22 protein-coding genes are annotated in these 23,682 nt (G+C 66.5%); 8 read left to right on the forward strand and 14 right to left on the reverse strand.

The window, feature by feature from the left end; all coding sequences use genetic code 11:
* Positions 1–6 precede the first annotated feature (6 nt).
* The 5 genes from AC3ITN_RS16845 (at position 7) to AC3ITN_RS16865 (ending at position 5,728) form a co-directional block, all read left to right on the forward strand.
* The gene (locus AC3ITN_RS16845) at positions 7–1,308 is read left to right on the forward strand and encodes an ABC transporter permease (protein ID WP_313348061.1); all 1,302 of its coding nucleotides are present in this window, start codon (positions 7–9) and stop codon (positions 1,306–1,308) included.
* Between the two features lie 16 nt (positions 1,309–1,324).
* The gene (locus tag AC3ITN_RS16850; RefSeq protein WP_313348060.1) at positions 1,325–2,545 is read left to right on the forward strand and encodes an ABC transporter permease; all 1,221 of its coding nucleotides are present in this window, start codon (positions 1,325–1,327) and stop codon (positions 2,543–2,545) included.
* 1 nt (position 2,546) lies between these two features.
* A complete protein-coding gene (locus AC3ITN_RS16855) occupies positions 2,547–2,957 on the forward strand; it encodes a PDZ domain-containing protein (protein WP_313348059.1) in 411 nt (136 codons plus the stop codon).
* A 78-nt stretch (positions 2,958–3,035) separates the two neighbouring features.
* Positions 3,036–4,376, forward strand: coding sequence for a sigma-54-dependent transcriptional regulator (locus AC3ITN_RS16860; protein ID WP_489391247.1), 1,341 nt, complete (start codon positions 3,036–3,038; stop codon positions 4,374–4,376).
* Complete coding sequence (locus AC3ITN_RS16865; RefSeq protein ID WP_489391248.1) at positions 4,373–5,728, forward strand: sensor histidine kinase; 1,356 nt, start codon at positions 4,373–4,375, stop codon at positions 5,726–5,728. Before AC3ITN_RS16860 ends, AC3ITN_RS16865 begins: the two co-directional genes overlap by 4 nt.
* A 100-nt stretch (positions 5,729–5,828) precedes the next feature.
* On the opposite strand, the gene glmU is transcribed toward AC3ITN_RS16865, so the two are convergent.
* From glmU to AC3ITN_RS16915, 10 genes are all read right to left on the reverse strand, one after another.
* On the reverse strand, positions 5,829–7,193 hold the full coding sequence (glmU, locus tag AC3ITN_RS16870; protein WP_489391249.1) for a bifunctional UDP-N-acetylglucosamine diphosphorylase/glucosamine-1-phosphate N-acetyltransferase GlmU: 1,365 nt from the start codon (positions 7,191–7,193) through the stop codon (positions 5,829–5,831).
* A gap of 135 nt (positions 7,194–7,328) precedes the next feature.
* Entirely contained in the window at positions 7,329–7,751 is a 423-nt protein-coding gene (locus AC3ITN_RS16875; protein ID WP_313348055.1) for a F0F1 ATP synthase subunit epsilon, read from the reverse strand.
* A 2-nt stretch (positions 7,752–7,753) separates the two neighbouring features.
* Positions 7,754–9,160 (reverse strand): F0F1 ATP synthase subunit beta, encoded by a 1,407-nt coding sequence (gene atpD / locus AC3ITN_RS16880; protein ID WP_313348054.1) that lies wholly within the window; start codon positions 9,158–9,160, stop codon positions 7,754–7,756.
* 38 nt (positions 9,161–9,198) lie between these two features.
* Positions 9,199–10,062 carry a F0F1 ATP synthase subunit gamma gene (gene atpG, locus AC3ITN_RS16885; RefSeq protein ID WP_489391250.1) on the reverse strand — a complete coding sequence of 288 codons (864 nt, stop codon included), beginning with the start codon at positions 10,060–10,062 and terminating at the stop codon, positions 9,199–9,201.
* Between the two features lie 78 nt (positions 10,063–10,140).
* Entirely contained in the window at positions 10,141–11,688 is a 1,548-nt protein-coding gene (gene atpA, locus AC3ITN_RS16890) for a F0F1 ATP synthase subunit alpha (RefSeq protein ID WP_313348053.1), read from the reverse strand.
* Positions 11,689–11,732: 44 nt separating this feature from the next.
* The gene (locus AC3ITN_RS16895) at positions 11,733–12,260 is read right to left on the reverse strand and encodes a F0F1 ATP synthase subunit delta (RefSeq protein ID WP_489391251.1); all 528 of its coding nucleotides are present in this window, start codon (positions 12,258–12,260) and stop codon (positions 11,733–11,735) included.
* Between the two features lie 3 nt (positions 12,261–12,263).
* On the reverse strand, positions 12,264–12,734 hold the full coding sequence (locus AC3ITN_RS16900) for a F0F1 ATP synthase subunit B (RefSeq protein WP_313348051.1): 471 nt from the start codon (positions 12,732–12,734) through the stop codon (positions 12,264–12,266).
* Between the two features lie 111 nt (positions 12,735–12,845).
* A complete protein-coding gene (gene atpE, locus AC3ITN_RS16905) occupies positions 12,846–13,148 on the reverse strand; it encodes a F0F1 ATP synthase subunit C (protein ID WP_038686092.1) in 303 nt (100 codons plus the stop codon).
* Positions 13,149–13,215: 67 nt separating this feature from the next.
* The gene (atpB, locus tag AC3ITN_RS16910; protein WP_313348050.1) at positions 13,216–14,010 is read right to left on the reverse strand and encodes a F0F1 ATP synthase subunit A; all 795 of its coding nucleotides are present in this window, start codon (positions 14,008–14,010) and stop codon (positions 13,216–13,218) included.
* 36 nt (positions 14,011–14,046) lie between these two features.
* Complete coding sequence (locus AC3ITN_RS16915) at positions 14,047–14,415, reverse strand: ATP synthase subunit I (protein ID WP_313348083.1); 369 nt, start codon at positions 14,413–14,415, stop codon at positions 14,047–14,049.
* A gap of 553 nt (positions 14,416–14,968) precedes the next feature.
* On the opposite strand from AC3ITN_RS16915, the gene AC3ITN_RS16920 reads away from it, so the two are divergent.
* The gene (locus AC3ITN_RS16920) at positions 14,969–15,784 is read left to right on the forward strand and encodes a hypothetical protein (RefSeq protein WP_489391252.1); all 816 of its coding nucleotides are present in this window, start codon (positions 14,969–14,971) and stop codon (positions 15,782–15,784) included.
* 111 nt (positions 15,785–15,895) lie between these two features.
* Here AC3ITN_RS16920 and lpdA read toward each other — a convergent pair whose 3' ends face one another.
* The 4 genes from lpdA to AC3ITN_RS16940 all read right to left on the reverse strand — a co-directional run bounded on the left by lpdA (position 15,896) and on the right by AC3ITN_RS16940 (position 20,525).
* A complete protein-coding gene (lpdA, locus tag AC3ITN_RS16925; protein WP_489391253.1) occupies positions 15,896–17,701 on the reverse strand; it encodes a dihydrolipoyl dehydrogenase in 1,806 nt (601 codons plus the stop codon).
* A gap of 17 nt (positions 17,702–17,718) precedes the next feature.
* Positions 17,719–18,372 (reverse strand): hypothetical protein, encoded by a 654-nt coding sequence (locus AC3ITN_RS16930; protein ID WP_489391254.1) that lies wholly within the window; start codon positions 18,370–18,372, stop codon positions 17,719–17,721.
* Between the two features lie 14 nt (positions 18,373–18,386).
* Positions 18,387–19,799: a dihydrolipoyllysine-residue acetyltransferase gene (aceF, locus tag AC3ITN_RS16935; protein WP_489391255.1), complete on the reverse strand. Its 1,413-nt coding sequence runs from the start codon at positions 19,797–19,799 to the stop codon at positions 18,387–18,389.
* A 201-nt stretch (positions 19,800–20,000) separates the two neighbouring features.
* Positions 20,001–20,525, reverse strand: coding sequence for a DNA-deoxyinosine glycosylase (locus AC3ITN_RS16940; protein ID WP_489391256.1), 525 nt, complete (start codon positions 20,523–20,525; stop codon positions 20,001–20,003).
* Positions 20,526–20,714: 189 nt separating this feature from the next.
* Here AC3ITN_RS16940 and AC3ITN_RS16945 point away from each other — a divergent pair, with 189 nt between their 5' ends.
* Complete coding sequence (locus AC3ITN_RS16945) at positions 20,715–21,344, forward strand: OmpW/AlkL family protein (RefSeq protein ID WP_313348044.1); 630 nt, start codon at positions 20,715–20,717, stop codon at positions 21,342–21,344.
* Positions 21,345–22,149: 805 nt separating this feature from the next.
* Entirely contained in the window at positions 22,150–23,679 is a 1,530-nt protein-coding gene (gene glpD / locus AC3ITN_RS16950; RefSeq protein ID WP_489391257.1) for a glycerol-3-phosphate dehydrogenase, read from the forward strand.
* Positions 23,680–23,682 lie beyond the last annotated feature (3 nt).

The following is a 23,682-nucleotide window of genomic DNA, read 5'->3' on the forward strand; positions in this document are numbered from 1 at the left end:
GCCAGCATGCTCGCCTACTATTTCCGACTGGCCCTGCGCAGCTTCCGGCGCAACAAGGTGCTGACCGCGCTGATGGTGATCGCCATCGCGCTGGGCATCGGCGCCTCCATGACCACCCTGACCGTGTTCCATGTGCTGTCGGGTGATCCGATTCCGCAGAAGAGCGATCGCCTGTTCACCGTGCAGGTCGACCCGCGCCCGATGATCGGCTACCAGCCCAGCGAAGAACCCGAGGAGCAGGTCACCCGTTTCGACGGCGAAACGCTGCTGCGTGAGAAGAAGGCCAGGCACCAGGTGCTGATGACCGGCGGCGGCGTCACCCTGGAACCGGACAGCAGCACGCTGCGCCCGTTCACCACCGACGCGCGCTACACCTCCACCGACTTCTTCGCCATGTTCGACACCCCGTTCCTGTATGGCCAGGGCTGGAAGGCCGACCAGGACGAAGGCCGTGGCCGCGTGGCGGTGATCTCCAAGGCGCTCAACGAGAAGCTGTTCAACGGCCAGAACAGCGTGGGCAAGCCGCTGCGCATGGATGGGCATACCTTCAACATCGTCGGCGTGCTCGACGCGTGGAATCCCAACCCGCACTTCTACGACCTGGAAACCGGCCGCTACGGCGACAGCGAAGACGTCTACGTGCCGGTATTCACCGCGCTGGACCTCAAGTTCGGCCGCAGCGGCAACATGAACTGCTGGGACAACGCCAACGGCGAAGAGACCGCACTCAACGCACCGTGCGTGTGGATGCAGTACTGGGTGGAACTGGCCTCGCCGGCCGACGCCGCTGACTACCGTGCGTACCTGGAAAACTATTCGGCGCAGCAGAAAGCCGCGGGCCGTTTCCAGCGGCCGCCGAACGTCCGCCTGCGCAACGTGATGGAGTGGCTCGACTTCAAGCAGGTGGTTCCCAGCGATGTGCGCCTGCAGTTGTGGCTGGCGCTGGGCTTCCTGGCGGTGTGCCTGATCAACACGGTGGGCCTGCTGCTGGCCAAGTTCCTGCGCCGCAGCGGCGAAATCGGCGTGCGCCGTGCCTTGGGCGCCAGCCGCGGGCAGATCTTCCTGCAGTCGCTGGTGGAAGCCGGCACCGTCGGCCTGGCGGGCGGCGTGCTGGGGCTCGGACTGGCCCTGCTGGGCCTGTATGCCGTGCGCCAGCAACCCGTGGACTACGCCAAGCTGGCCACGCTGGACGGCAAGATGCTGCTGCTCACCTTCGGCCTGACCCTGGCCGCCAGCCTGTTGGCCGGTTTCCTGCCAGCGCTGCGCGCCATGCAGGTCACGCCCGCCATCCAACTCAAAACGCAGTAAGGCTCCGGAGCACATCATGGATATCCGACCCATCCTGACCACGCTGCGCCGGCACAAGACCGCCGCCGCCCTCATCGTGCTGGAAATCGCCCTCACCTGCGCGATCGTCTGCAACGCGCTGTTCCTGATCGGCCAACGCCTGGAGACCATCAACCAGCCCAGCGGCATTGCCGAGCAGGAGCTGCTGGAAGTGCGCCTGGGCGGTATCGGCAACCAGGTCAATGCCACCGCGCGCACCCGTGAGGACCTGGCCGCGCTGCGGTCCATCCCCGGGGTGAAGAATGCGGTGCCGATCAACCAGCTGCCGTTCCGGCGAAACTCGTGGAACACCAGCCTGTCGCTGATCCCCGACCAGGAGCGCCCGAACTTCAACGCCGCGCAGTACTTCGCCAGCGAAGGCACGCTGGATACGATGGGGCTGCAGCTGATTGCCGGCCGCGATTTCGAAGGCGACGAGTTCGCCAACCTGGAGGACGTGGAGAAGGACGCGACCGTCGAGCAGCGCGGCTCGGCGGTGATCCTGAGCAGCAAGGCGGCCACCAAGCTGTTCCCCGATGGCCAGGCCGTGGGCAAGACCATCTACACCGGGCGCATGCCGCTGCGCATCGTCGGCGTGGTGAAGGAACTGGCGCGTCCGGTCACGGTGGAGGCCGACACCGGCTACTCGATGATTCTGCCGGTGCGGGTGAACTACGACATGGGCCTGTACCTGATCCGGGTGACCGACGCTGCGCGGCGCCAGGAAGTGCTCGCGGCGGCCGTGGCGGCGCTGGAGAAGGTGGACACCAACCGCATGGTGCGCGGCAAGCTCACGTACGAGGAACAGCGCGCCAAGTACTTCCAGAACGACCGCGCCATGGTCGGCCTGCTGATCACCGTGTGCGTGGCCCTGCTGGTGGTCACCGCACTGGGCATCGTCGGCCTGGCCAGCTTCTGGGTGCAGCAGCGGACCAAGCAGATCGGCATCCGCCGCGCGCTGGGCGCCACCCGTGGCCAGATCCTGCGCTACTTCCAGACGGAGAACTTCCTGCTGGCCACCGTGGGCATCGTGCTCGGCATGCTGCTCGCGTACTCGATCAACCTGTGGCTGATGGGTGCCTACGAGTTGCCGCGCATGCCGATCAGTTACCTGCCCATCGGCGCGGTGCTGCTCTGGCTGCTGGGCCAGATCGCGGTGTTCGGTCCTGCCCACCGTGCCGCGGCGGTGCCGCCGGCCGTCGCCACGCGGAGCGCCTGACATGATCCCCTCCCGGATCCGCCTGGCGTTGGCCGTGATGCTGCTGGTGAGCACCACAGCGTGCGCCGAGAGCACGCGCAGCGAGTCCTCGCGCATGGACTGGCGGCAGGACGGCGCGCGCCTGACCATCGAGTCCGCACAGGGCGTGGTCAGCATCACCGCCGCATCGCCGGCCAGCCGCTTCGGCGTGCAGGCCGGCGACCAGGTGCTGCGCGTGGATGGCGTTGCCGTACAGAAGGTGGGCGCCCTGACCGACGCACTCGGGGCCAGCGACAAGGCCACGGTGCCGGTCACGGTGCGCCGCGCCGGCCGCGACCAGGTGCTCAGCGTGCCCACCGCTGCATGGCGGGCGCTGCGCCCTCCGCCGGCGCCGCGCCCGCCGTCGCCCCCCTCGCCGCCGGACCGTCCGTAAGCCGCGTCCCGGGCCCACCCTGCCGGTGGGCCCGGCGCTCGGGTACTCTCTGCCTACTTTCCGGTCCTTTGTTGCCGCATGCCTTCGATCCTGATCATTGACGACAACGCCAGCGTAGGTACCGCGCTGGAAGTGCTGTTCTCGCTGCACGACATCGAGGCCGTGCACGCGCTGTCGCCGGAGGCCGGCCTGGCCCTGCTTGCGGAGCAGCCCATCGACCTGGTCATCCAGGACATGAACTTCACCGAGGACACCACCTCCGGCGAAGAGGGCGAGGCGCTGTTCCAGCAGATCCGCGCCCGCCACCCCGACCTGCCGGTGATCCTGCTCACCGCCTGGACGCACCTGAGCAGTGCGGTGGACCTGGTCAAGGCGGGTGCGGCCGATTACCTGGCCAAGCCCTGGGACGACCGCAAGCTGCTGACCACGGTGAACAACCTGCTGGAGCTGTCCGAGACCCGTCGCGAGCTGGACCGCCGCCGGGACCGCGAGCAGCGCGACCGCACCGCACTGGAAGCTCGCTACGACCTGCGCGGTGCGGTGGTGGCCGACCCGGCCAGCGAGCGCGTGGTGAATCTGGCCTGCCAGGTGGCGCGCTCCGAACTGCCGGTGCTCATCACCGGACCCAACGGTGCCGGCAAGGAGAAGATCGCCGAGATCATCCAGGCCAATTCGCTGGTCGCCAGGGGCGCATTCGTCGCGCTCAACTGTGGTGCCATTCCTGCCGAGCTGATCGAGGCCGAGTTGTTCGGCAGTGAAGCCGGCGCGTACACCGGCGCCAACAAGGCACGCGAAGGCAAGTTCGAGGCGGCCGACGGCGGCACGCTGTTCCTGGACGAGATCGGCAACCTGTCGCTGGGCGGCCAGATGAAGCTGCTGCGCGTGCTCGAGACCGGGCGCTTCGAACGCCTGGGCTCCAACCGCGAACGCCAGGTCAAGGTGCGCGTGATCAGCGCGACCAACGCCGACCTGCCGGCGATGATCCGCGATGGCCTGTTCCGCGAGGACCTGTATTACCGCCTCAATACGGTGGAGCTGGCGCTGCCGCCGCTGGCCGAGCGGCCCGGCGACATCCTGCCGCTGGCCGAACGTTTTCTCGGCGACGGCAAGCCCTTGTCGAACGCCGCTGCCACCGCGCTGCAGCGACACAGCTGGCCGGGCAACGTGCGCGAACTGCGCAACGTGATCCAGCGCGCCGGGCTGCTCGCACAGGGCGCACGCATCGAGGCCAGCGACCTGAACCTGCCGCGCGCAGCGGCCCCGCGCGTGGCCACGCCTGGCGTCGATCCGGACCGCAGCCGCATCGAATCGGCGTTGTCGCACAGCCACGGCATCATTGCCCAGGCGGCGGCGGAACTGGGCCTCAGTCGCCAGGCGCTGTACCGCCGCATGGACCGTTACGGCATTCCGCGCGAATGAAGCGCACCTCGTTCACCTTCCGCCTGTTCGTGCGCCTGCTGCCGGTGCTGGCACTGGCGGCGGCCGGACCGTGGCTGCTGGCCTTCTGGCTGGACCATGGCTGGCTGGTGACGCTGGTCTCCAGCGTGGGCCTGCTGCTGCTGATGTGGTGGACCCTGCGCCGCGCCACGGCGCCGGTGCGTTCGCTGCTGCGTGCGCTGTCGGGCACCACCAGCAGCTACCGCGACGGCGAATACAACTTCAGCGTGTACTGGCCGGGCAACGACGAACTGGGCGACCTGGTCAAGGCGCACCGCGAGCTGGGCGACGTATTGCGTGAACAGCGCCAGGGCCTGGTCCAGCGCGAGCTGCTGCTCGACACCATGGTGCAGAACACGCCGGTATCGATGCTGCTGCTGGCCAATGGCGGCGATGGCATCCAGCGCGTGGTGTTCTCCAACCTGGCCGCGCGCAAGCTGCTGCACAACGGCTGGAAGCTGGAAGGCCAGCCCATGCAGAACGTGCTGGAGACCATGCCGGTGGAGCTGCGCGATGCCATCGAACGCGGCGGCGACAGCCTGTTCGCGGTACGCGGCCCGGGCGATGAAGCCGAGGATGGTGATGACGACGACGAGCAGGTGTACCACCTGTCGCGGCGCAACTTCCACCTCAATGGCCGTCCGCATGACCTGCTGCTGATCCGCCTGCTCACCGCCGAGCTGCGCCGCCAGGAAGTGCAGACCTGGAAGAAGGTGATCCGGGTGATCAGCCACGAACTGAACAACTCGCTGGCCCCGATCGCCTCGCTGGCGCATTCCGGTGGCGAGCTGGTGAGGCGCGACAAGACCGAACGCCTCGAGGAAGTCTTCGCCACCATCGAGGAGCGCGCGCGCCACCTGGAAGGCTTCATCCGTGGCTATGCGCGCTTCGCCAAGCTGCCGCAGCCGCAGTTGCAGAACGTGCAGTGGCGCCAGTTCCTGGCCGGCCTGCAGTTGCAGATTCCGTTCCGCATGGCTGACATCCCTGACGACCTGTACGGGCGCGTGGATATTGCCCAGCTCGGCCAGGCGCTGTTGAACCTGCTCAAGAACGCGCATGAGGCGTGCGCCGACGCCGACCCGCCCAACGAGGACGTCGAGCTGCGCCTGACCCGCCTGCCGCAGTGGTTGCGGGTGGAGGTGCTGGATCGTGGCAAGGGCATGAACGAGGCGGTGCTGCAGAACGCGTTGATGCCGTTCTATTCCACCAAGCGCAACGGCACCGGGCTGGGCCTGGCGTTGACCCGCGAAATCGTGGAGGCGCATGGGGGCCGCGTGTCGCTGCAGAACCGCCGCGAAGGCGGGTTGTGCGTGGCCATTTTCCTGCCGGCGTGATGCGTACCCACCAACGGTGGGTACCTGCCGATTGCGCGGCGTGCCCACCAACGGTGGGTTCCTGCCACGGCGGCAGGTGACGACCGGTGGTCGTCACCCGTCATCGTTTTACCGGGCGCTTCCAGCCGTCGATGGTCTCCTGGCGCACGCGCGCGAGGGTCAACTTGCCTTCCGGCGCGGTGCGCGTGATCACCGACCCGGCCGCGATGGTGGCGCCTTCACCGATCGTCAGCGGGGCCACCAGCGAGCTGTTGGAGCCGATGAACGCGTTGTCGCCGATGGTGGTCTGCGACTTGTTCACCCCGTCGTAGTTGCAGGTGATGGTGCCCGCGCCGATGTTGACCTTGCTGCCGATCACCGCGTCGCCCAGGTAGGTGAGGTGGTTGGCCTTGCTGCCGGCGCCCAGGCGCACCTTCTTGGTCTCGACGAAGTTGCCCACGTGCGAGCCCTCCGCCAGCACCGTGCCCGGACGCAGGCGCGAGAACGGGCCGATGTCGGCCGCGCCTTCGCTGACCACGCCTTCCAGGTCGCAGTGCGGCTTGACCACGGTACCGGCGGCCAGCGTGACGTCCTTGAGCCGGGTGAACGGCCCGATGCTGACCCCGTCGCCCAGTTCGACCCTGCCTTCGAGGATCACATTGACGTCGATCTGCACGTCGCGCCCCACCGTGACCGTGCCCCGGATATCCAGCCGCGCCGGATCGATCACGCGTGCGCCCTGCGCGCACAGCGCGCGCACTTCGCGCAGCTGCCAGGCCCGCTCCAGCTGCGAGAGCTGCCAGGGATCGTTGGCCCCTTCCGCCTCCTGGGCGTCCTCCACGAAGGCCATGTCGGCCGGGGTGTAGTCCGCCGCGGCCGACGCGAACACGTCGGTCAGGTAGTACTCGCCCTGCGCATTGCTGTTGGACAGCTGCGACAGCCACGTACGCAACGCGGTCGACTCGGCGGTGATGATGCCGGTGTTGATGGTGCGGATGGCCAGCTGCTCATCGCTCGCATCCTTCTGCTCGACGATGGCGGCGACCTTGCCTTCGGCATTGCGCACGATGCGGCCGTAGCCGGTCGGGTTGAGCATGTCGGCCACCAGCACCGCCAGCCGACCCTGCTGGGACAGCAGGTGGCGCAGCGTGTCGGCGCGGATCAGCGGCACGTCGCCGTACAGGACCAGCACGGTGGCGGCGTCGGGCACCTGCGGCATGGCCTGCTGTACCGCGTGGCCGGTGCCCAGCTGCTGGCTCTGTTCGGCCCACTGCAGGTCCGGCTGGTCGGCGAACGCCGTGCGCACCGCCTCGCCACCGTGGCCGTACACCACATGGATCGCGTCAGGCTGGAGCTGGCGCGCGGTGTCGATCACATGCGCGAGCATCGGCCGCCCGGCGATCGGCTGCAGCACCTTGGGCAGGGCGGACTTCATGCGCTTTCCAGCGCCGGCGGCGAGGATGATGACGTGCAGGGCTTGGGTCATGGACAGAGGCGTGATCGACGGGTGTGGCTGCGATTCTATGACGCGCGCGGTCAACGTGCTGCCAATGCACGGCACCGGCCGGAAACAACAACGCCGGCACTGGGCCGGCGTCGTCGAGTATTACGGGCGCTCCCCTCAGTGCTTGAGGGTCTTGCGCAGGCGCTCCAGCGCCTGCAGCTGCACCACTGCCTCGGCCAGCTTCTGCTGGGCCTCGGCCACTTCCATCGCCTCACCGCGGTTGGCGAGGATGCGCTCGGCTTCTTCCTTGGCCTTGCGGACCGAGGCTTCGTCGATGTCCTGCGCGCGGATGGCGGTGTCGGCCAGCACGGTCACGACCTGCGGCTGCACCTCGAGGATGCCGCCGGAGATGGCGAAGTCCAGCTGCTCGCCCGTCTGCAGGGTGACCACCACCTTGCCCGGCTTGAGCCGGGTGATCAGCGGGGCATGCTTGGGCGCGATGCCCAGTTCGCCAAGCTCACCCGTGGCCACGACCAGAGTCGCTTCACCACGGAAGATTTCCTGCTCGGCGCTGACGATGTCGCAACGGATGGTGCTCATGATCAGGCCTTCTCAGCCATCTTCTTGGCCTTCTCGACCGCTTCTTCGATGCTGCCGACCATGTAGAACGCCTGCTCCGGCAGGTGGTCGTACTCGCCATCGACGATGGCCTTGAAGCCACGGATGGTGTCCTTCAGCGACACGTACTTGCCCGGCGAGCCGGTGAACACTTCGGCCACGTGGAACGGCTGGCTGAAGAAACGCTCGATCTTGCGGGCGCGGGTCACGGCCTGCTTGTCTTCTTCGGACAGTTCGTCCATGCCCAGGATGGCGATGATGTCCTTCAGTTCCTTGTACTTCTGCAGGGTCTGCTGGACACGCTGGGCGGTGTCGTAATGCTCGTGGCCGATGACCAGCGGGTCCATCTGGCGGCTGGTCGAATCCAGCGGATCCACCGCCGGGTAGATACCCAGCGAGGCGATCGAACGCGACAGGGTCACGGTCGAATCCAGGTGGGCGAAGGTGGTCGCCGGCGACGGATCGGTCAAGTCATCGGCCGGCACGTAGACGGCCTGGATCGAGGTGATCGAGCCGTTCTTGGTCGAGGTGATGCGCTCCTGCAGGACGCCCATTTCCTCGGCCAGGGTCGGCTGGTAGCCCACCGCGGACGGCATGCGACCCAGCAGTGCCGACACTTCGGTACCGGCCAGGGTGTAACGGTAGATGTTGTCGACGAACAGCAGCACGTCCTTGCCCTTGCCGTTCTCGTCCTTCTCGTCGCGGAAGTATTCGGCCATGGTCAGGCCGGTCAGCGCGACGCGCAGGCGGTTGCCCGGCGGCTCGTTCATCTGGCCGTACACCATCGCGACCTTGTCCAGGACGTTGGAGTCCTTCATCTCGTGGTAGAAGTCGTTGCCCTCACGGGTACGCTCACCCACGCCGGCGAACACGGACAGGCCGCTGTGCGCCTTGGCGATGTTGTTGATCAGTTCCATCATGTTGACGGTCTTGCCGACGCCGGCGCCGCCGAACAGGCCGACCTTGCCGCCCTTGGCGAACGGGCACATCAGGTCGATGACCTTGATGCCGGTTTCCAGCAGTTCGGTGGCCGGGGACTGGTCTTCGTACGACGGGGCGCCACGGTGGATTTCCCACGTGTCGCTGGCGGTGACCGGACCGGCTTCGTCGATCGGACGGCCCAGCACGTCCATGATGCGGCCCAGGGTGCCTGCACCGACCGGCACCGAGATGGCGCGTTCGGTGTTGGTGGCCACGAGGTTGCGCTTCAGGCCGTCGGTGGAGCCCAGCGCGATGCAGCGGACCACGCCGTCACCGAGCTGCTGCTGCACTTCGAGCGTGATTTCGGTGTTGTCCACCTTCAGCGCGTGGTACACCTTCGGCACCGATTCACGCGGGAACTCGACGTCGACGACGGCGCCGATGATCTGAACGATCTTGCCCTGACTCATTGCTGCATCCTCTAAATGTGTGCTTTGAACGAACGCGGTCAGACTGCTGCCGCGCCGCCGACGATTTCCGAAATTTCCTGGGTGATCGCTGCCTGGCGCGCCTTGTTGTAGACGAGCTGCAGGGTTCCGATCAGCTTGTTCGCGTTGTCGCTGGCCGACTTCATCGCCACCATGCGTGCCGCATGTTCGGAGGCGACGTTTTCCAGAACCGCCTGGTACACCAGCGACTCGACGTAACGCGTCATCACGTGCTCGAGCACGGTCGCGGCGTCGGGTTCGTACAGGTAGTCCCAGTCGTGGTGCGCGACCTGCTTCTCGGCCGCCGGCAACGGCAGCAGCTGGTCGAAGCTGGCCTTCTGCGTCATCGTGTTGATGAAGCGGTTGTAGACCAGGTACACGCGGTCGACCTTGCCATCGGTGAACGCATCCAGCATCACCTTGATCACGCCGATCAGCTGTTCCAGGTGCGGAACATCGCCCATGTGGGTGACGCTGCCGACCATGTTGACCTTGACCCGGCGGAAGAAGGTGGAGGCCTTCTGGCCCACCGTCACCACATCGATCTCGGCACCCTTTTCCTGGTACTGGCGGACTTCGCCCAGCATCTTGCGGAACAGGTTGTTGTTCAGGCCGCCGGCCAGACCGCGATCGGACGAGATCACGATGTAACCGACGCGCTTGACCTCGTCACGCTGGACCAGGAACGGATGCTGGTAATCGGTGCTGGCCTGGGCCAGGTGACCGATCACCTGCTTCATCGCCTGCGCATACGGACGCGACGTCTTCATCCGCTCCTGCGCCTTGCGGATTTTGGAGGCCGAGACCATTTCGAGCGCGCGGGTCACCTTGCGGGTGTTCTGCACGCTCTTGATCTTGGTTTTGATTTCGCGTCCGCTAGCCATCTTTGATTCCCGTAGAGCGGGGCGCTGCCCCGCTGCATTCAACGGTGTGGCAGGGCAAGGCCCCGCCACACATGCGCCTTACCAGCTGCCGGTGGTCTTGAACTCGGCGATGCCCTGCTTGAAGGCCGCTTCGATGTCGTTGTCCCAACCGCCGGTGGCGTTGATCTTGTTGATCAGCTCGCCCTGGGTGTTGGCGAAGTGCGCGTGCAGGCCCTCTTCCAGCGCCAGCAGCTTGTTGACCGGCACGTCGTCGAGGTAACCCTCGTTGACGGCGTAGATGGTCAGCGCCTGGTTGGCGATCGACATCGGGGCGTACTGCTTCTGCTTCATCAGCTCGGTGACGCGCTGACCGCGCTCGAGCTGCTTGCGGGTGGCTTCGTCCAGGTCGGAAGCGAACTGCGCGAACGCCGCCAGCTCACGGTACTGGGCCAGCGAGATGCGGATGCCGCCCGACAGCTTCTTGATGATCTTGGTCTGGGCTGCACCACCGACGCGCGACACCGAGATACCGGCGTTCACGGCCGGGCGGATGCCGGAGTTGAACAGATCGGTTTCCAGGAAGATCTGGCCGTCGGTGATCGAGATCACGTTGGTCGGCACGAACGCCGAGACGTCACCGGCCTGGGTTTCGATGATCGGCAGCGCGGTGAGCGAGCCGGTCTTGCCCTTGACGGCACCGTTGGTGAACTTCTCCACATACTCTTCCGAGACGCGGGCTGCGCGCTCGAGCAGGCGGGAGTGCAGGTAGAACACGTCACCCGGGTAGGCTTCACGGCCCGGCGGACGCTTCAGCAGCAGCGAGATCTGGCGGTAGGCCACGGCCTGCTTGGACAGATCGTCGTACACGATCAGGGCGTCTTCGCCGCGGTCCATGAAGTACTCACCCATGGTGCAGCCCGAGTAGGCGCTGATGTACTGCATCGCGGCCGATTCGGACGCGGTCGCAGCGACCACCACGGTGTGGGCCAGGGCGCCGTTCTCTTCCAGCTTGCGCACGATGTTGGCCACGGTCGAGGCCTTCTGGCCGATCGCGACGTACACGCACTTGATGCCGGTGCTCTTCTGGTTGATCACCGCATCGATGGCCAGGGCGGTCTTGCCCGTCTGGCGGTCACCGATGACCAGCTCGCGCTGGCCGCGGCCGATCGGGATCATCGAGTCGACGGACTTGTAACCGGTCTGTACCGGCTGGTCGACCGACTTGCGCCAGATCACGCCCGGGGCAACACGCTCCACCGGTGCGGTGGCCTGCGCGGCGATCGGGCCCTTGCCGTCGATCGGCTCGCCGAGCGCGTTGACCACGCGACCCAGCATTTCCGGACCGACCGGCACTTCGAGGATGCGGCCGGTGGTCTTGGCGACATCGCCTTCGCGCAGCTGCTGGTAGTCACCCAGGACCACGGCGCCGACCGAGTCGCGCTCCAGGTTCAGGGCCAGGGCGAAGGTGTTGTTCGGCAGTTCGATCATTTCGCCCTGCATCACGTCGGCCAGACCGAAGATGCGCACGATGCCGTCGGACACGCTGGTCACGGTGCCTTCGTTGCGCGATTCCGCGGCCAGCTTGACCTTCTCGATGCGGTTCTTGATCAGTTCGCTGATTTCGGAGGGGTTGAGCGTGGTTGCCATCGTCAAGTCCTAGTGCCGGCGGTCACGCCGGACGTTAAATGAATTCAGTTAGCGAGCGCGGTCTGCAGGCGCGACAGCTTGCCCTTGAGCGAGCCATCGATCACCACGTCGCCAGCGTCGATCACCGCACCGCCGATCAGCGAAGCATCGATCGCGGTGGTGACGTCGACCTCTTGGCCGAAGCGCTTGCGCAGCGCGGCCTTGATGGCGTCCAGTTCAGCGGTGGACAGCTCGGCGGCCGAGGTCACCGTGGCATTGACCACGTGTTCGGCTTCAGCGCGCAGCTGGTCATACATGCCTGCGATTTCCGGCAGCAGCGGCAGACGGTGTGCTTCGGCCAGGATGGCCAGGAAGCGACCGAAGGCCTCGCTGGACGATTCCGGCACCAGCAACGCGACGGCATCGGCGCGGTCCAGCTCCGGGTTCGACAGCAGGGCCGACACGCGCGGATCGGCGGCTACGTGGGCGGAGAACGCAAGCGCGTCCGACCACGGCGCGAACGTGCCTTCGTCGCGCGCGGTCGCGAACGCGGCGCGGGCATACGGGCGTGCAAGCGTGAGGGCCTGGCTCATCGATCAGATCTCCGAGGCCAGCTCGTCGAGCAGCGCCTTGTGGGCGTTGGCGTCGATTTCGCGCTTGAGCAGCTTTTCGGCACCGCTCACGGCCAGCACGGATACCTGCTTGCGCAGCTCTTCGCGGGCACGGTTGGCGGCAGCCTCGATTTCAGCGTGGGCCAGATCTTTCTGGCGGGTCGCTTCGGCGATGGCTTCATTCTTGGCGGCTTCAACGATCTGATTGGCGCGCGCGTGGGCCTGGTCGATGATCTCGTTGGCCTTGCCGCGTGCATCCTTCAGTGCTTCGTTGACCTTTTCCTGCGCCTGGGCCAGATCCTTCTGGCTGCGGTCGGCAGCGGCGAGGCCTTCAGCGATCTTCTGCTGGCGCTCTTCGATGGCATTCATCAACGGCGGCCAGATCTTGGTCGCGATGATCCAGATCAGACCGGCAAAAGCCAGTGCCTGGGCAACGAGGGTAAAACCGATATCCATGGGGTTCGCTCAATCGGGGGTGACGGGGTGGATGGGCCGCCGAAGCGGCGCATCCGATCCTTCATCCGCGACCAGGCGCACAAGGCGCCTGATCGTTTCGCTGTTGCTGGATCAGCCAGCAACTGCCGGCAGGCGTGCAACGAACTCGCCGATCGTCGGGTTGGCGAAGGCCAGCAGCAGGCCAACGGCGACCGAGATGATGAACGCGGCGTCGATCAGGCCGGCGGTGATGAACATGCGGACCTGCAGGACCGGAATCAGTTCCGGCTGGCGGGCAGCCGATTCCAGGAACTTACCGGACATGATGGCCAGACCAAGACCGGCACCCAGCGCGGCCAGGCCGATCATGATGCCGACGGCGAGGACGGTGGAGCTCTGGACTTGGGCGAGGTTGGTCAGGACGGCGAGGTACATGGTTTTCTCCTGGAACTTTGAATAGCTAAGGGTTTAGAAACAAACGGATGAAGGGTGAAGCGAAAACTCAGTGAGCGTCTTCCGACAGGCTCAGGTACACGATGGACAACATCATGAAGATGAAGGCCTGCAGCGGAATCACCAGCAGATGGAACAGCATCCAGCCCAGGCCGAATGCACCGCCTGCGATGGCGCCGGCAATACCCGCGCTGCCCAGCACCCAGATCAGCAGGAAGACGATTTCGCCGCCGAACATGTTGCCGAACAGTCGCATCGCCAGCGAGATCGGCTTGCTGAGCCACTCGACGATGTTGAGGATCAGGTTGAACGGCAGCATCCACTTGCCGAACGGTGCGGTCAGGAATTCCTTGGTGAAGCCACCCAGGCCCTTGGCACGCAGCGCGAAGAACAGCATCAGGAAGAACACGCTGATCGACATGCCCAGCGTGGCATTGACGTCGGCGGTCGGGACCGGCTTCCAGTACGGAATGCCAAGCGCTTCCAGCGGAAGGGCGATGAAATCGGCCGGGATCATCTTGATGAGGTTCATCAGGAGGATCCAGAAGAAGATCGTGATGGCGATCGGGGTCACCAGCTTGCTGGTGCCGTGGTAGGTGTCCTTGGCCTGGCGGTCAACGAACTCCAGGCAGATCTCCACGAACGCCTGCCACTTGCCCGGCACGCCGGCCGTGGCCTTGCGGGTGGCCATCCAGAAGCCAAACACCATCAACAAACCCATCAGGACCGAAGTCACAATGGTGTCGACGTGAATCGCCCAGAACCCACCTTCCTGCATATGGAAGGTCAGGTTGTGCAGGTGATGTTGGATGTAGGAGGTGGGTGTAAGCGCCTCGCCTGCCATGTGTCCGGAACCTTAGAGTTTAAAAATGAATGGGGATCAGTGCCTGGCCAGTGCCAGGGCCTGAAAGGTCAGTCCGATGATGATTCCGGCCAGCAGCGCCAGTCCAGGCAGCTTGAAGACCAGGATGCTCACCACCAGCACGACAACAAGCAGTGCCAGTTTTGCCGCCATGCCGAGCACCAGCCTCAGCAGGGCCGAGCCGGCCGGGCGCACGCGTCCGTCCAGCCCCATCCGTGCAACGAACCAGCCCCCCGCCGTGACCGCCACGCCGGAGGCCAACGCCCCGAGGGCGGCCTTCGGGCCTGCCAGCAGCAGGAGGACCACGGCCAGGACAGCCACTGCGACCAGCGGGTAGACCGCGGCGCGCAGCATCAGTCGCCGACCCGCTTCAACGGAGTTCAGCACACGATTGTCCTGCATGTTGATGGAAAGAAGGGCCGAGGCCGCAAACACTATTGCCTCGTCGAGCCCCCGAATTATAGCAACGGGACAATTTGCGAGACAACCGCCCCCTGTTCATCCCGGATGACGCAAGTTGCTGCATCGCCAAAGATTTTGACCCGCCAGGGCGGTCCAGGCCCGTGGAAGCAACCCCCAATTCATGTCGCGCCGCAGCATATTGAACTTTGGTCGCAGCGACCGGTCTCACTGATCGGCCTGTCGTCCAATCCTCGTCGACGCCCCTGAAGCAGGCTGGTACCGGGTGGCCCCGAACTCTCTCCGGGGCCGCTCTTTTCCCGGCCTCGGCACTCTACCGTCTTCACCCCGCCCGTGCGCATCCCCGGGCGCGCCTGCCGCAACGGAATCGCGGCGAAAACCGGCCATCGGTGGGCCTGGACGGGCCCCGGCGCTGCATGAACGGTACACATGCCGTCCACCATACGTTCACGGATGGTGGACGCCGCGCTGGGCAGAGTGCTTCCACTTATTCAGACATCACCGCAAGGACACCCACACGATGCGCCTGCTTCCCCTGCTCGCCCTGCCGCTGGCCATGGCCGCCCTCACCCACGCCACCACCGCGAGCGCGGCCGAGGGTGATGACCGCTTCGCGCTGCGCCTGGGCGCGATGAACATCGATTCGGACAACACCATCCGCGGCAACACCACGGTGCTGGGCCAGGATGTTGGATTCTCTGAAGACTTTGGCTTGGGTGGCAAGGAGTGGGAGCCGCGCATCGACGGCCTGTTCCGCATCAGCGACCGCCAGCGCCTGCTGTTCAACTACTTCAAGTACGACAAGGACCGCCGCGAGACGCTCAACGACGGCATCAGCTTCGGCGGCGAGACCGTGCCGGCCGGCAGCTTCGTGAAGGGCGAGCTGAAGTACCAGGTGGCCAGCCTGGTGTACGACTACTCGGTGGTGGACACCGAGAAGTTCGACCTCGGCCTGCAGCTCGGTGCCGAGTACGCCAAGGTGAGCACCAAGGCCTACGCGGACCTGGGTACCGTGTATGAAGGGACGTTCCTGGACGAGAAGGCCGACGGCGTTGCGCCGGTGGTGGGTGCACGCTTCACCGTGACCCCGTCCGAGAAGTGGATGATCACCGCCCAGGGCCAGTACCTCAACACCAAGTGGGGCAACTTCGACGACTACGACGGCGACCTGACCCGCGCCAACGTCATCGTCGACTACCGCTTCACCGACAATTTCGGCATCTTCGCCGGCTATGACTGGTTCAAGCTGGACGTGGACCAGACCGGCAGCGATGGCACCATCGGCCTGAAGCAGGAGTTCAAGGGCCCGGTGGCCGGCATCAGCGTTTCGTTCTGATCCAACCGCGTTGGTTGGTTGTGTTACCGCACGAAAAACCCGGCGAAAGCCGGGTTTTTTGTTGGTCCGCTCTACAGAAATGAAGAAACCCGGCGTTCGCCGGGTTTCTTTTTATTTCTTTTTCGGGATGTACAGATCGGTGATGGTGCCGTCGTAGATCTCCGCGGCCATCGCCACCGATTCGCTCAGCGTCGGGTGGGCGTGGATGGTGTGGCCGATGTCCTCGGCTTCCGCGCCCATCTCGATCGCCAGGCCGATCTCGGCCAGCAGGTCGCCCGCGTGCACGCCGACGATCGCGCCGCCGATGATGCGATGGGTTTCCTCGTCGAAGATCAGCTTGGTGAAGCCTTCGGTACGACCGATGCCGATCGCGCGACCGCTGGCGGCCCACGGGAACTTGGCCACGCCGACCTTCAGGCCCTGCGCCTTGGCTTCGGTCTCGGTCACGCCGACCCACGCGATTTCCGGGTTGGTGTAGGCCACCGACGGAATCACCCGCGCCACCCACTCCTTCTTCTCGCCCGAGGCCACTTCCGCGGCCAGCTTGCCCTCATGCGTAGCCTTGTGGGCCAGCATCGGGTTGCCGACGATGTCGCCGATGGCGAAGATGTGCGGCACGTTGGTGCGCATCTGACGGTCCACCGGGATGAAGCCACGCTCGGTGACACCCACGCCGGCCTTCTCGGCGCCGATCTTCTTCCCGTTCGGCGAACGGCCCACGGCAACCAGGACGCGGTCGAAGGTGCCCTGCTCCAGGCCCGGCTTTTCGCCTTCGGCGGCGGCGTCGAAGGTCACCGTGATGCCCTTCTTGTCCGCACTCACGCCGGAGGCCTTGGTCTTCAGGTGGACCTCGACGCCCTGCTTCTTAAGGCGGTCGGCCAGCGGCTTGACCAGGTCCTTGTCGGCGCCCGGCATCAGCTGGTCCATGAACTCGACCACCGTGACCTTGCTGCCCAGCGCCGCATACACCGTCGCCATTTCCAGGCCGATGATGCCGCCACCCACCACCAGCAGCGAACCCGGCACGTCGGCCAGCTCCAGCGCATCGGTGGAATCCATCACGCGCTTGTCGTCCCACGGGAAGTTCGGCAGCTTCACCGCCTGCGAACCGGCGGCGATGATGCACTTCTCGAAGCGCAGCAGCTGGGTCTTGCCGTCGTCGCCGACGATCTCCAGCTCGTTGGCCGAGACGAACGTCGCCACGCCCTGCACGGTGCGCACCTTGCGCTGCTTGGCCATGCCGGACAGGCCCTTGGTCAGCTGGCTGACCACTTTTTCCTTGTAGCCGCGCAGCTTGTCCAGGGTGATCTTCGGCGCACCGAAGTCCACGCCGAACTCACCGGCATGGGCTACTTCGTCGATCACCGCCGCCGCGTGCAGCAGCGCCTTGGACGGAATGCAGCCCACGTTGAGGCAGACGCCGCCGAGGCTGGCGTAGCGCTCGATCAGCACGGTGTCCACGCCCAGGTCGGCCGAGCGGAACGCGGCGGTGTAGCCGCCCGGACCCGCACCCAGCACCACCATGGCGCACTCGATATCGGCCGGCTTGCCGGAGGACAGCGCCGGCTGCGGCGCGGCCGGTTCGGCCGGGGCGCGGTGCGACGGGGTCACCGGCGGCTTGCTGGCCGGGGCATCCGCCTTCGGCGCGGCGGCCGGAGCAGCGGGCGCGGCGGCCTCGCCTTCGGCCTCCAGCAGCAGCACCACGTCGCCCTCGGAGAGGTTGTCGCCGAGCTTGACCTTGATTTCCTTGACCACACCGGCGGCCGAGGACGGCACTTCCAGGGTTGCCTTGTCCGATTCCAGCGTGACCAGGCCCTGGTCCTTCTTCACCGTGTCACCCACGGCAACCAGCAGTTCGATCACCGGGACACCGCTGTAATCGCCGATGTCGGGAACCTTGATTTCAATAGCGGCCATTCGTGTTCTCCTGGTGCTCAGCCGGCGGTGCCGGCGAGCAGTTGCTGCAGTTCGTCGAGCGACTCGTCCAGATCCTTCCAGCGACGGTCGAGCTTCTTTTCCTTGGTGTCGCTGGCTTCGATCAGCAGCGCCACCTGTTTCATCATCAGCTTGCCGGCGCCGCACTCCCAGCGCGGACCGCTGTACCGCTCGCCGTCCACCAGGAAGGACACCACTTCACCGTCGCCGACCGGCGCCTTGCGCTCGGCCGGTACCGCCGAATCGAGCGCGGCACGCCAGTTGCGCATCAGGCGCTGTGCCAGCGCGGCCGGAATGGCCACCTGGTACTGGTCCGGCTCCTGGTCCACGCGCAGCTCAAGACCCCCACTGCGGGCACTGTTGTTCCAGTTGTACACGCGCTTGTCGGCCTTGCTGTAGCGCAGCGTCCATTCCTGGTCCTGGGTGCCGGGCAGCAATGCCACGCCGGTTTCGACCCCGCCCGTGGGCAGGACCACCAGCGACAGCGCCGGCTGTGCCTTGCCCTCGAACAGGGTTTCCACGGCCTGGCCGTAGTTGCCTACCGCCGGCGGCCAGCCGCGGCCGAGATCGGTCGTGCACGCGGCCGATGCGCCGGGCGCAACGACCCACCCCAGCAGGGCAACCGCGCAGAGCCGGGCCACGCCCGGCCGCATTGCCCGCGGCTGCCTCACAGCAGCACGCGCCGCATGTCGGCCAGCACCTGCGACAGGTACGTGGTGAAGCGGGCGGCCAGCGCACCATCGATGACGCGGTGGTCGTAGCTCAGCGACAGCGGCAGCATCAGCTTCGGAGCGAACTCCTTGCCGTTCCAGACCGGCTGGATCGAGGACTTGGACACCCCCAGGATGGCCACTTCCGGCGCATTGACGATCGGGGTGAACGCGGTGCCGCCGATGCCGCCCAGCGAGCTGATCGAGAAGCAGCCGCCGCTCATGTCGGCCGGGCCGAGCTTGCCATCGCGGGCCTTCTTGGCCAGTTCGCCGGATTCCTGCGCGATCTGCACCACGCCCTTCTTGTCGACGTCGCGGATCACCGGCACGACCAGGCCGCCCGGCGTATCGGCCGCGAAGCCGATGTTGAAGTACTTCTTCAGGGTCAGGTTCTCGCCGCTGGCATCCAGCGAGGCGTTGAACTCGGGGAACTTCTTCAGCGCCGCGGCGCTGGCCTTGACCAGGAACGCGAGCATGGTCAGCTTGATGCCGGCCTTCTCGTTTTCCTTGTTCAGGGCCACGCGCAGGGCCTCCAGTTCAGTGATGTCGGCCTGCTCGAACTGGGTGACGTGCGGGATCATCGCCCAGTTGCGGGCCAGGTTCGCGCCGGAGATCTTCTTGATGCGCGACAGCGGCTGCACCTCGATCTCACCGAACTTGCTGAAGTCGACCTTCGGCCATGCCAGCAGGTTCAGACCACCCCCGGCCGCCACGGTGCCGCCGGTGGCTGCGCCGCCACCGGTCAGGGCCGATTTGACGAACTTCTGCACGTCGCCCTTGGTGATGCGGCCGCCCTTCTCGGTGCCGCTCAGCTGGTTGAGGTCCACGCCCAGTTCGCGCGCAAACACACGCACCGCGGGGGAGGCGTACGGGACCTTCTGCGGCAGCACGCTGTCGGCGTTGAACTGCACCGGCGGGCTGCTCGGGGCGCCCGCAGACGGTGCGGCAGCGGCCGGGGCCGGCTGTGCCGGCTGTGCCGGCTTGGCGGCGGCCTGCTCGATCTCACGGGCGGCCAGGCGGTCCGGCTCGGCGGGGGCAGCCACCGGCTCCACCTTGGTGGCGGTCTCGGCGGCGTCGACCTTGGCAGCCGGGGCCGGGGCGGCGGCGGCGGCCGGCTTGGCCTCGCCTTCGCTGACCTCGATCAGGGCCACGACCTTGCCCTCGGAGAGGTTGTCGCCGATCTTGACCTTGATTTCCTTGACCACGCCAGCCACCGAGGACGGCACTTCCATCGTGGCCTTGTCGGATTCCAGCGTCACCAGACCCTGGTCCTTCTTGACGGTATCACCAACGGCGACAAGCACCTCGATTACCGGGATATCGCTGTAGTCACCGATATCGGGGACAAGTGCTTCCTTGATTTCGGCCATGGGGATAACTCCGGCAATCTGGTGTAGGGAATCGCCTATTGTGGGGGCATGAGGCGTCAGCGCCAACCAGCTTGCGCAATTTTCAATCGATCTGTCCCGGGACAGCCTGTTGCAGCGGCTGCGTAGCGGCGTACACCCGGGTACCGCAGGCTGTTCCAGTCGGTACCGTATTGTCTTCGCTGTCCTGCCGCGCCCATCGGCTCAGCCGCCCAGGACATCGGCCAGCGGCTGCCACGCGGCCTGCAGCCGCGGCAATGGCCAGGCCGCATTGGCCGGGCTGGTCGACGGCAGTGACCACACCGGCAGCGACAGACCCCGTGCGCCCAGCGCCGGTTGGACCCAGCGCAGGAAGGCCCGGTGCGCGGTGCCCCCGTTGCAGGCCACCGCGCGCACGGACGGCAGCCGCTCGATCAGCGCAGGCACCGCATTGGCGACCTCGCTGCCGCGCACGATCGCCGCATCCAGGCTGCCGCGGCGCTCACAGGCACCGATCACATCCCACAGGCCGACACCGGCCGCCTGCACCGCGTGCAGCCGCGCGGCATACGGCACGGTCGCATCGATGCCGGTCAACGCGCCCATCAGCGGCCAGAAGCGATTGCGCGGATGCGCGTAGTACTGCGCCGCCTGCAGCGACGCAACGCCGGGCATCGAGCCGAGCACCAGCACGCGGCAATCCGGTGCAACCTGCGCGGCAAGGCCGATACAGCGGGTCAATTCCGTCACACCGCCTCCAGATGCGTGAATGTCGAGCGTTGCATGATCGCGCGCTACCACGGCGATTTCGCGCTGCTCGCTGAACGCAACAAACTAATTTTTAACGTGCGTCGGATTCGATTCATGTTGAGAGGACTACGTTTGCCTCGCCCCGATGCAAGGGGTCCAGAACAAAAAAAGACCTGAGGAGATTCCCCCATGCGCTCCATCCGTACCCTGACCCTGGCTACCCTGACTGCACTTGCCTTCGCACCTGCCGCCTTCGCGCAGGACAGCAGCACCGACACCGCGTCGGGCAAGCATTTTGCCGTTGTCGGCGGCGTTGCGCTGCTGCAGCCGAAGAACGACGCGCTGGAGGGCATCGACAAGGTCGACGGCGGCCCGGCTCCGACCCTGAGCGTCAGCTACTACATCAATGACAACTGGGCCGTTGAACTGTGGGGCGCAGCCGACAAGTTCGACCACCGCGTGCGCGGCAACAACGGCCCGCTGGGCACCGTCGAGCAGCAGCCGATCGCGCTGAGCGGCCAGTACCACTTCGGCCAGGCCGACAATGTGTTCCGTCCGTTCGTCGGCGCCGGTTACTACGAGTCGAACTTCAGCAACGAGAAGCTGGCCAGCGACGTCGGCCACATCGGGCTGGAAACCGCCAAGGGCGCCATCGGCACCGTCGGCGTGGACATGAACATCAACAGCACCTGGTTCGCCCGCGCCGATGCCCGTTACATGCATTCGCGTCCGGAGCTGACCGTCAACGGCGACAGCACCGGCGACAAGGCCAAGCTGGATCCGTGGACCGTGGGCTTCGGTATCGGCGCCCGCTTCTAAGCGCTGCTGTCGGACGTTCTGCAACGGGCCCCTTGTGGGCCCGTTGTTGTTTTTGCCCCCTCTTTTATCTTCTTCGGCCAAAGGCCGTAGAAGCTCTGCGTACGGTCTTCGATCCGCTTCGTCGCGAGCGTTGAGGGCCCCGCCGCGGCCGGCAGGCCCCTATGCAGGAGCTTTGCGCACGGTCTTCGATCGGATCTGCCGCGAGCGTTGAGGGCCCCGCCGCGGCCGGCAGGCCCCTATGCAAATGTCCCCCGGCGTCGGCATGCGCCGCCGCCTCCTCCTTTACTTTGCCAGGGACCTACCGGCCGCGACGGGGCTCTGCCTGCGGTTCGCAATAGCAAAGCGGAAGTCAGGGTGCAACGCCGGTGGGGCGAGTGCGGGGCCGCCATGCCCTTGCGGCGAAGTAAAGGAGGAGGGGGCGGCCGAAGGCCGACGCCGGGGGACATTCGCAGGCAAGGGTATGGCGGCCCCGCGCTCGCCCCACCGGCAGCCGCTGTTGAGGGACCGTCGCCGGCAAGGGCATGGCGGCCCCGCGCTCGCCCCACCGGCAGCCGCTGTTGAGGGACCGTCGCCGGCAAGGGCATGGCGGCCCCGCGCTCGCCCCACCGGCAGCCGCGTTTGATTCAGCGCGCGCTCTGCGGTTCCCCTCTGGTGGCCCGAGAGCTGCCGACTAACAGTCGGCACTACCGGTCGGCACTACCGGTCGGCGTTAGCGGTTGGCGTGACCGGTCGGCACCACCCACATTTCATTTTTCCTTGCGCTGTGGGCGCCAATACTGGGGTCCACAGCGCAAGCGGAGTGCCGATGGACGACATCGTGGATGTCCTGGTGGTCGGTGGCGGGATCAATGGGGCGGGCATCGCGCGCGATGCGGCCGGTCGCGGATGGTCGGTGTGCCTGTGCGAACAGGACGACCTGGCCGCGCACACCTCCAGCGCCAGCACCAAACTGATCCACGGCGGCCTGCGCTACCTGCAGTACGGCCAGTTTTCCCTGGTCCGCAAGGCGCTGCGCGAACGCAGCGTGCTGCACCGGCTGGCGCCCCACCTGGTCACGCCGACCACCTTCCTGCTGCCACACGCGCGGCACCTGCGCCCAGCGTGGATGCTGCGCGCCGGGCTGTGGCTGTACGACCATCTTGAACATGCCGGCCCCGCATTCCCGCACGCGCGACGGATCGACCTGCGTCGTGATCCGCGCGGCGAGGTACTGCAGGCACGCTTCCGCACGGCCTTCAGCTATGCCGATGCACGGGTGGACGACGCGCGCCTGGTGCTGCTCAACGCCCTGGATGCGCGCGAGCGCGGCGCCGACATCCGCACACGCACCCGCTGCGAACAGTTGATCCGCCACCGCGACCATTGGCTGGCGGTGCTGCGCCAGCCCGACGGGCAGATCGCGCGCATGCGCGTGCGCGCGGTCGTCAACGCGACCGGACCGTGGGCAGGCAACCTGCTGGAACGGGCCGGGATGGATGCGCCGATCGGCCTGCGCCTGGTCCAGGGCAGCCACATCGTGGTGCCGCGCCTGTACGCGCATGACAGCGCCTACCTGTTGCAGCAGCCGGACCAGCGCGTGGTCTTCGTGATTCCCTTCGAACACGACTACAGCCTGATCGGCACCACCGACCTGGACTACGAAGGCGACCCGGCGCGGGTACGGATCGCGCCCGACGAGGTCGCCTATCTGTGCGATGCGGTGAACGGCTGGTTGCGCGCGGCCGTCCGCCCCGAGCATGTGGTGTGGCAGTTCAGCGGGGTGCGGCCGCTGCTGGCCGACCACCACCACGATGCCGCCAAGGTCACCCGCGACTACCGGCTGCACCTGGACGCGCAGCAGGCGCCGCTGCTCAGCGTGCTGGGCGGCAAACTCACCACCTACCGCACGCTGGCCGAAGAGGCGGTGGATCAGCTGGGTACCGCGCTGGGCCGCGATCCGCCCGCGTGGACGGCCGATGGCCCTGCCCTGCCCGGTGGCGACGGCGGCAGCGTGGAGGCACTGCTGCCAGCGCTGCAGGCAGTCTATCCGCAGCAGTCCGACGCCCTGCTCCGCGACCTGGCCCGTCGCCACGGCACGCGGGTGCGCGCGGTGCTGGGCGATGCACACACGCAGGAGGACCTGGGCCAGCATTTCGGCGCGGGCCTGTACCAGCGCGAGGTGGACTACCTGATCGAACACGAATGGGTCGTCGAGCCCGATGACCTGCTGTGGCGGCGGACCCACTTCGGCCTGCATCTGGACCCGGCACAGCGGCAGGACCTGGCGACCTACCTCCGCGAGGGACGGCCAACGGCCGGCGCTACCGCCGTGCATCCCAGGCGCCTGGTGGATTGACCG

The organism is Stenotrophomonas sp. KH_036_B (assembly GCF_057839485.1).

Excerpts from the sequence above, each read along its gene's own strand:
- AC3ITN_RS16865 (WP_489391248.1), top strand. The coding sequence starts at position 4,373 with ATGAAGCGCACCTCGTTCACCTTCCGCCTGTTCGTGCGCCTGCTGCCG.
- AC3ITN_RS16850 (WP_313348060.1), top strand. The coding sequence starts at position 1,325 with ATGGATATCCGACCCATCCTGACCACGCTGCGCCGGCACAAGACCGCC.
- AC3ITN_RS16860 (WP_489391247.1), top strand. The coding sequence starts at position 3,036 with ATGCCTTCGATCCTGATCATTGACGACAACGCCAGCGTAGGTACCGCG.
- atpA (WP_313348053.1), bottom strand. The coding sequence starts at position 11,688 with ATGGCAACCACGCTCAACCCCTCCGAAATCAGCGAACTGATCAAGAAC.
- glmU (WP_489391249.1), bottom strand. The coding sequence starts at position 7,193 with ATGACCCAAGCCCTGCACGTCATCATCCTCGCCGCCGGCGCTGGAAAG.
- AC3ITN_RS16845 (WP_313348061.1), top strand. The coding sequence starts at position 7 with ATGCTCGCCTACTATTTCCGACTGGCCCTGCGCAGCTTCCGGCGCAAC.
- lpdA (WP_489391253.1), bottom strand. The coding sequence starts at position 17,701 with ATGGCCGCTATTGAAATCAAGGTTCCCGACATCGGCGATTACAGCGGT.
- AC3ITN_RS16895 (WP_489391251.1), bottom strand. The coding sequence starts at position 12,260 with ATGAGCCAGGCCCTCACGCTTGCACGCCCGTATGCCCGCGCCGCGTTC.
- glpD (WP_489391257.1), top strand. The coding sequence starts at position 22,150 with ATGGACGACATCGTGGATGTCCTGGTGGTCGGTGGCGGGATCAATGGG.
- AC3ITN_RS16900 (WP_313348051.1), bottom strand. The coding sequence starts at position 12,734 with ATGGATATCGGTTTTACCCTCGTTGCCCAGGCACTGGCTTTTGCCGGT.
- AC3ITN_RS16920 (WP_489391252.1), top strand. The coding sequence starts at position 14,969 with ATGCGCCTGCTTCCCCTGCTCGCCCTGCCGCTGGCCATGGCCGCCCTC.
- atpB (WP_313348050.1), bottom strand. The coding sequence starts at position 14,010 with ATGGCAGGCGAGGCGCTTACACCCACCTCCTACATCCAACATCACCTG.
- AC3ITN_RS16945 (WP_313348044.1), top strand. The coding sequence starts at position 20,715 with ATGCGCTCCATCCGTACCCTGACCCTGGCTACCCTGACTGCACTTGCC.
- atpE (WP_038686092.1), bottom strand. The coding sequence starts at position 13,148 with ATGTACCTCGCCGTCCTGACCAACCTCGCCCAAGTCCAGAGCTCCACC.
- AC3ITN_RS16855 (WP_313348059.1), top strand. The coding sequence starts at position 2,547 with ATGATCCCCTCCCGGATCCGCCTGGCGTTGGCCGTGATGCTGCTGGTG.
- AC3ITN_RS16875 (WP_313348055.1), bottom strand. The coding sequence starts at position 7,751 with ATGAGCACCATCCGTTGCGACATCGTCAGCGCCGAGCAGGAAATCTTC.
- atpG (WP_489391250.1), bottom strand. The coding sequence starts at position 10,062 with ATGGCTAGCGGACGCGAAATCAAAACCAAGATCAAGAGCGTGCAGAAC.
- atpD (WP_313348054.1), bottom strand. The coding sequence starts at position 9,160 with ATGAGTCAGGGCAAGATCGTTCAGATCATCGGCGCCGTCGTCGACGTC.
- aceF (WP_489391255.1), bottom strand. The coding sequence starts at position 19,799 with ATGGCCGAAATCAAGGAAGCACTTGTCCCCGATATCGGTGACTACAGC.
- AC3ITN_RS16930 (WP_489391254.1), bottom strand. The coding sequence starts at position 18,372 with ATGCGGCCGGGCGTGGCCCGGCTCTGCGCGGTTGCCCTGCTGGGGTGG.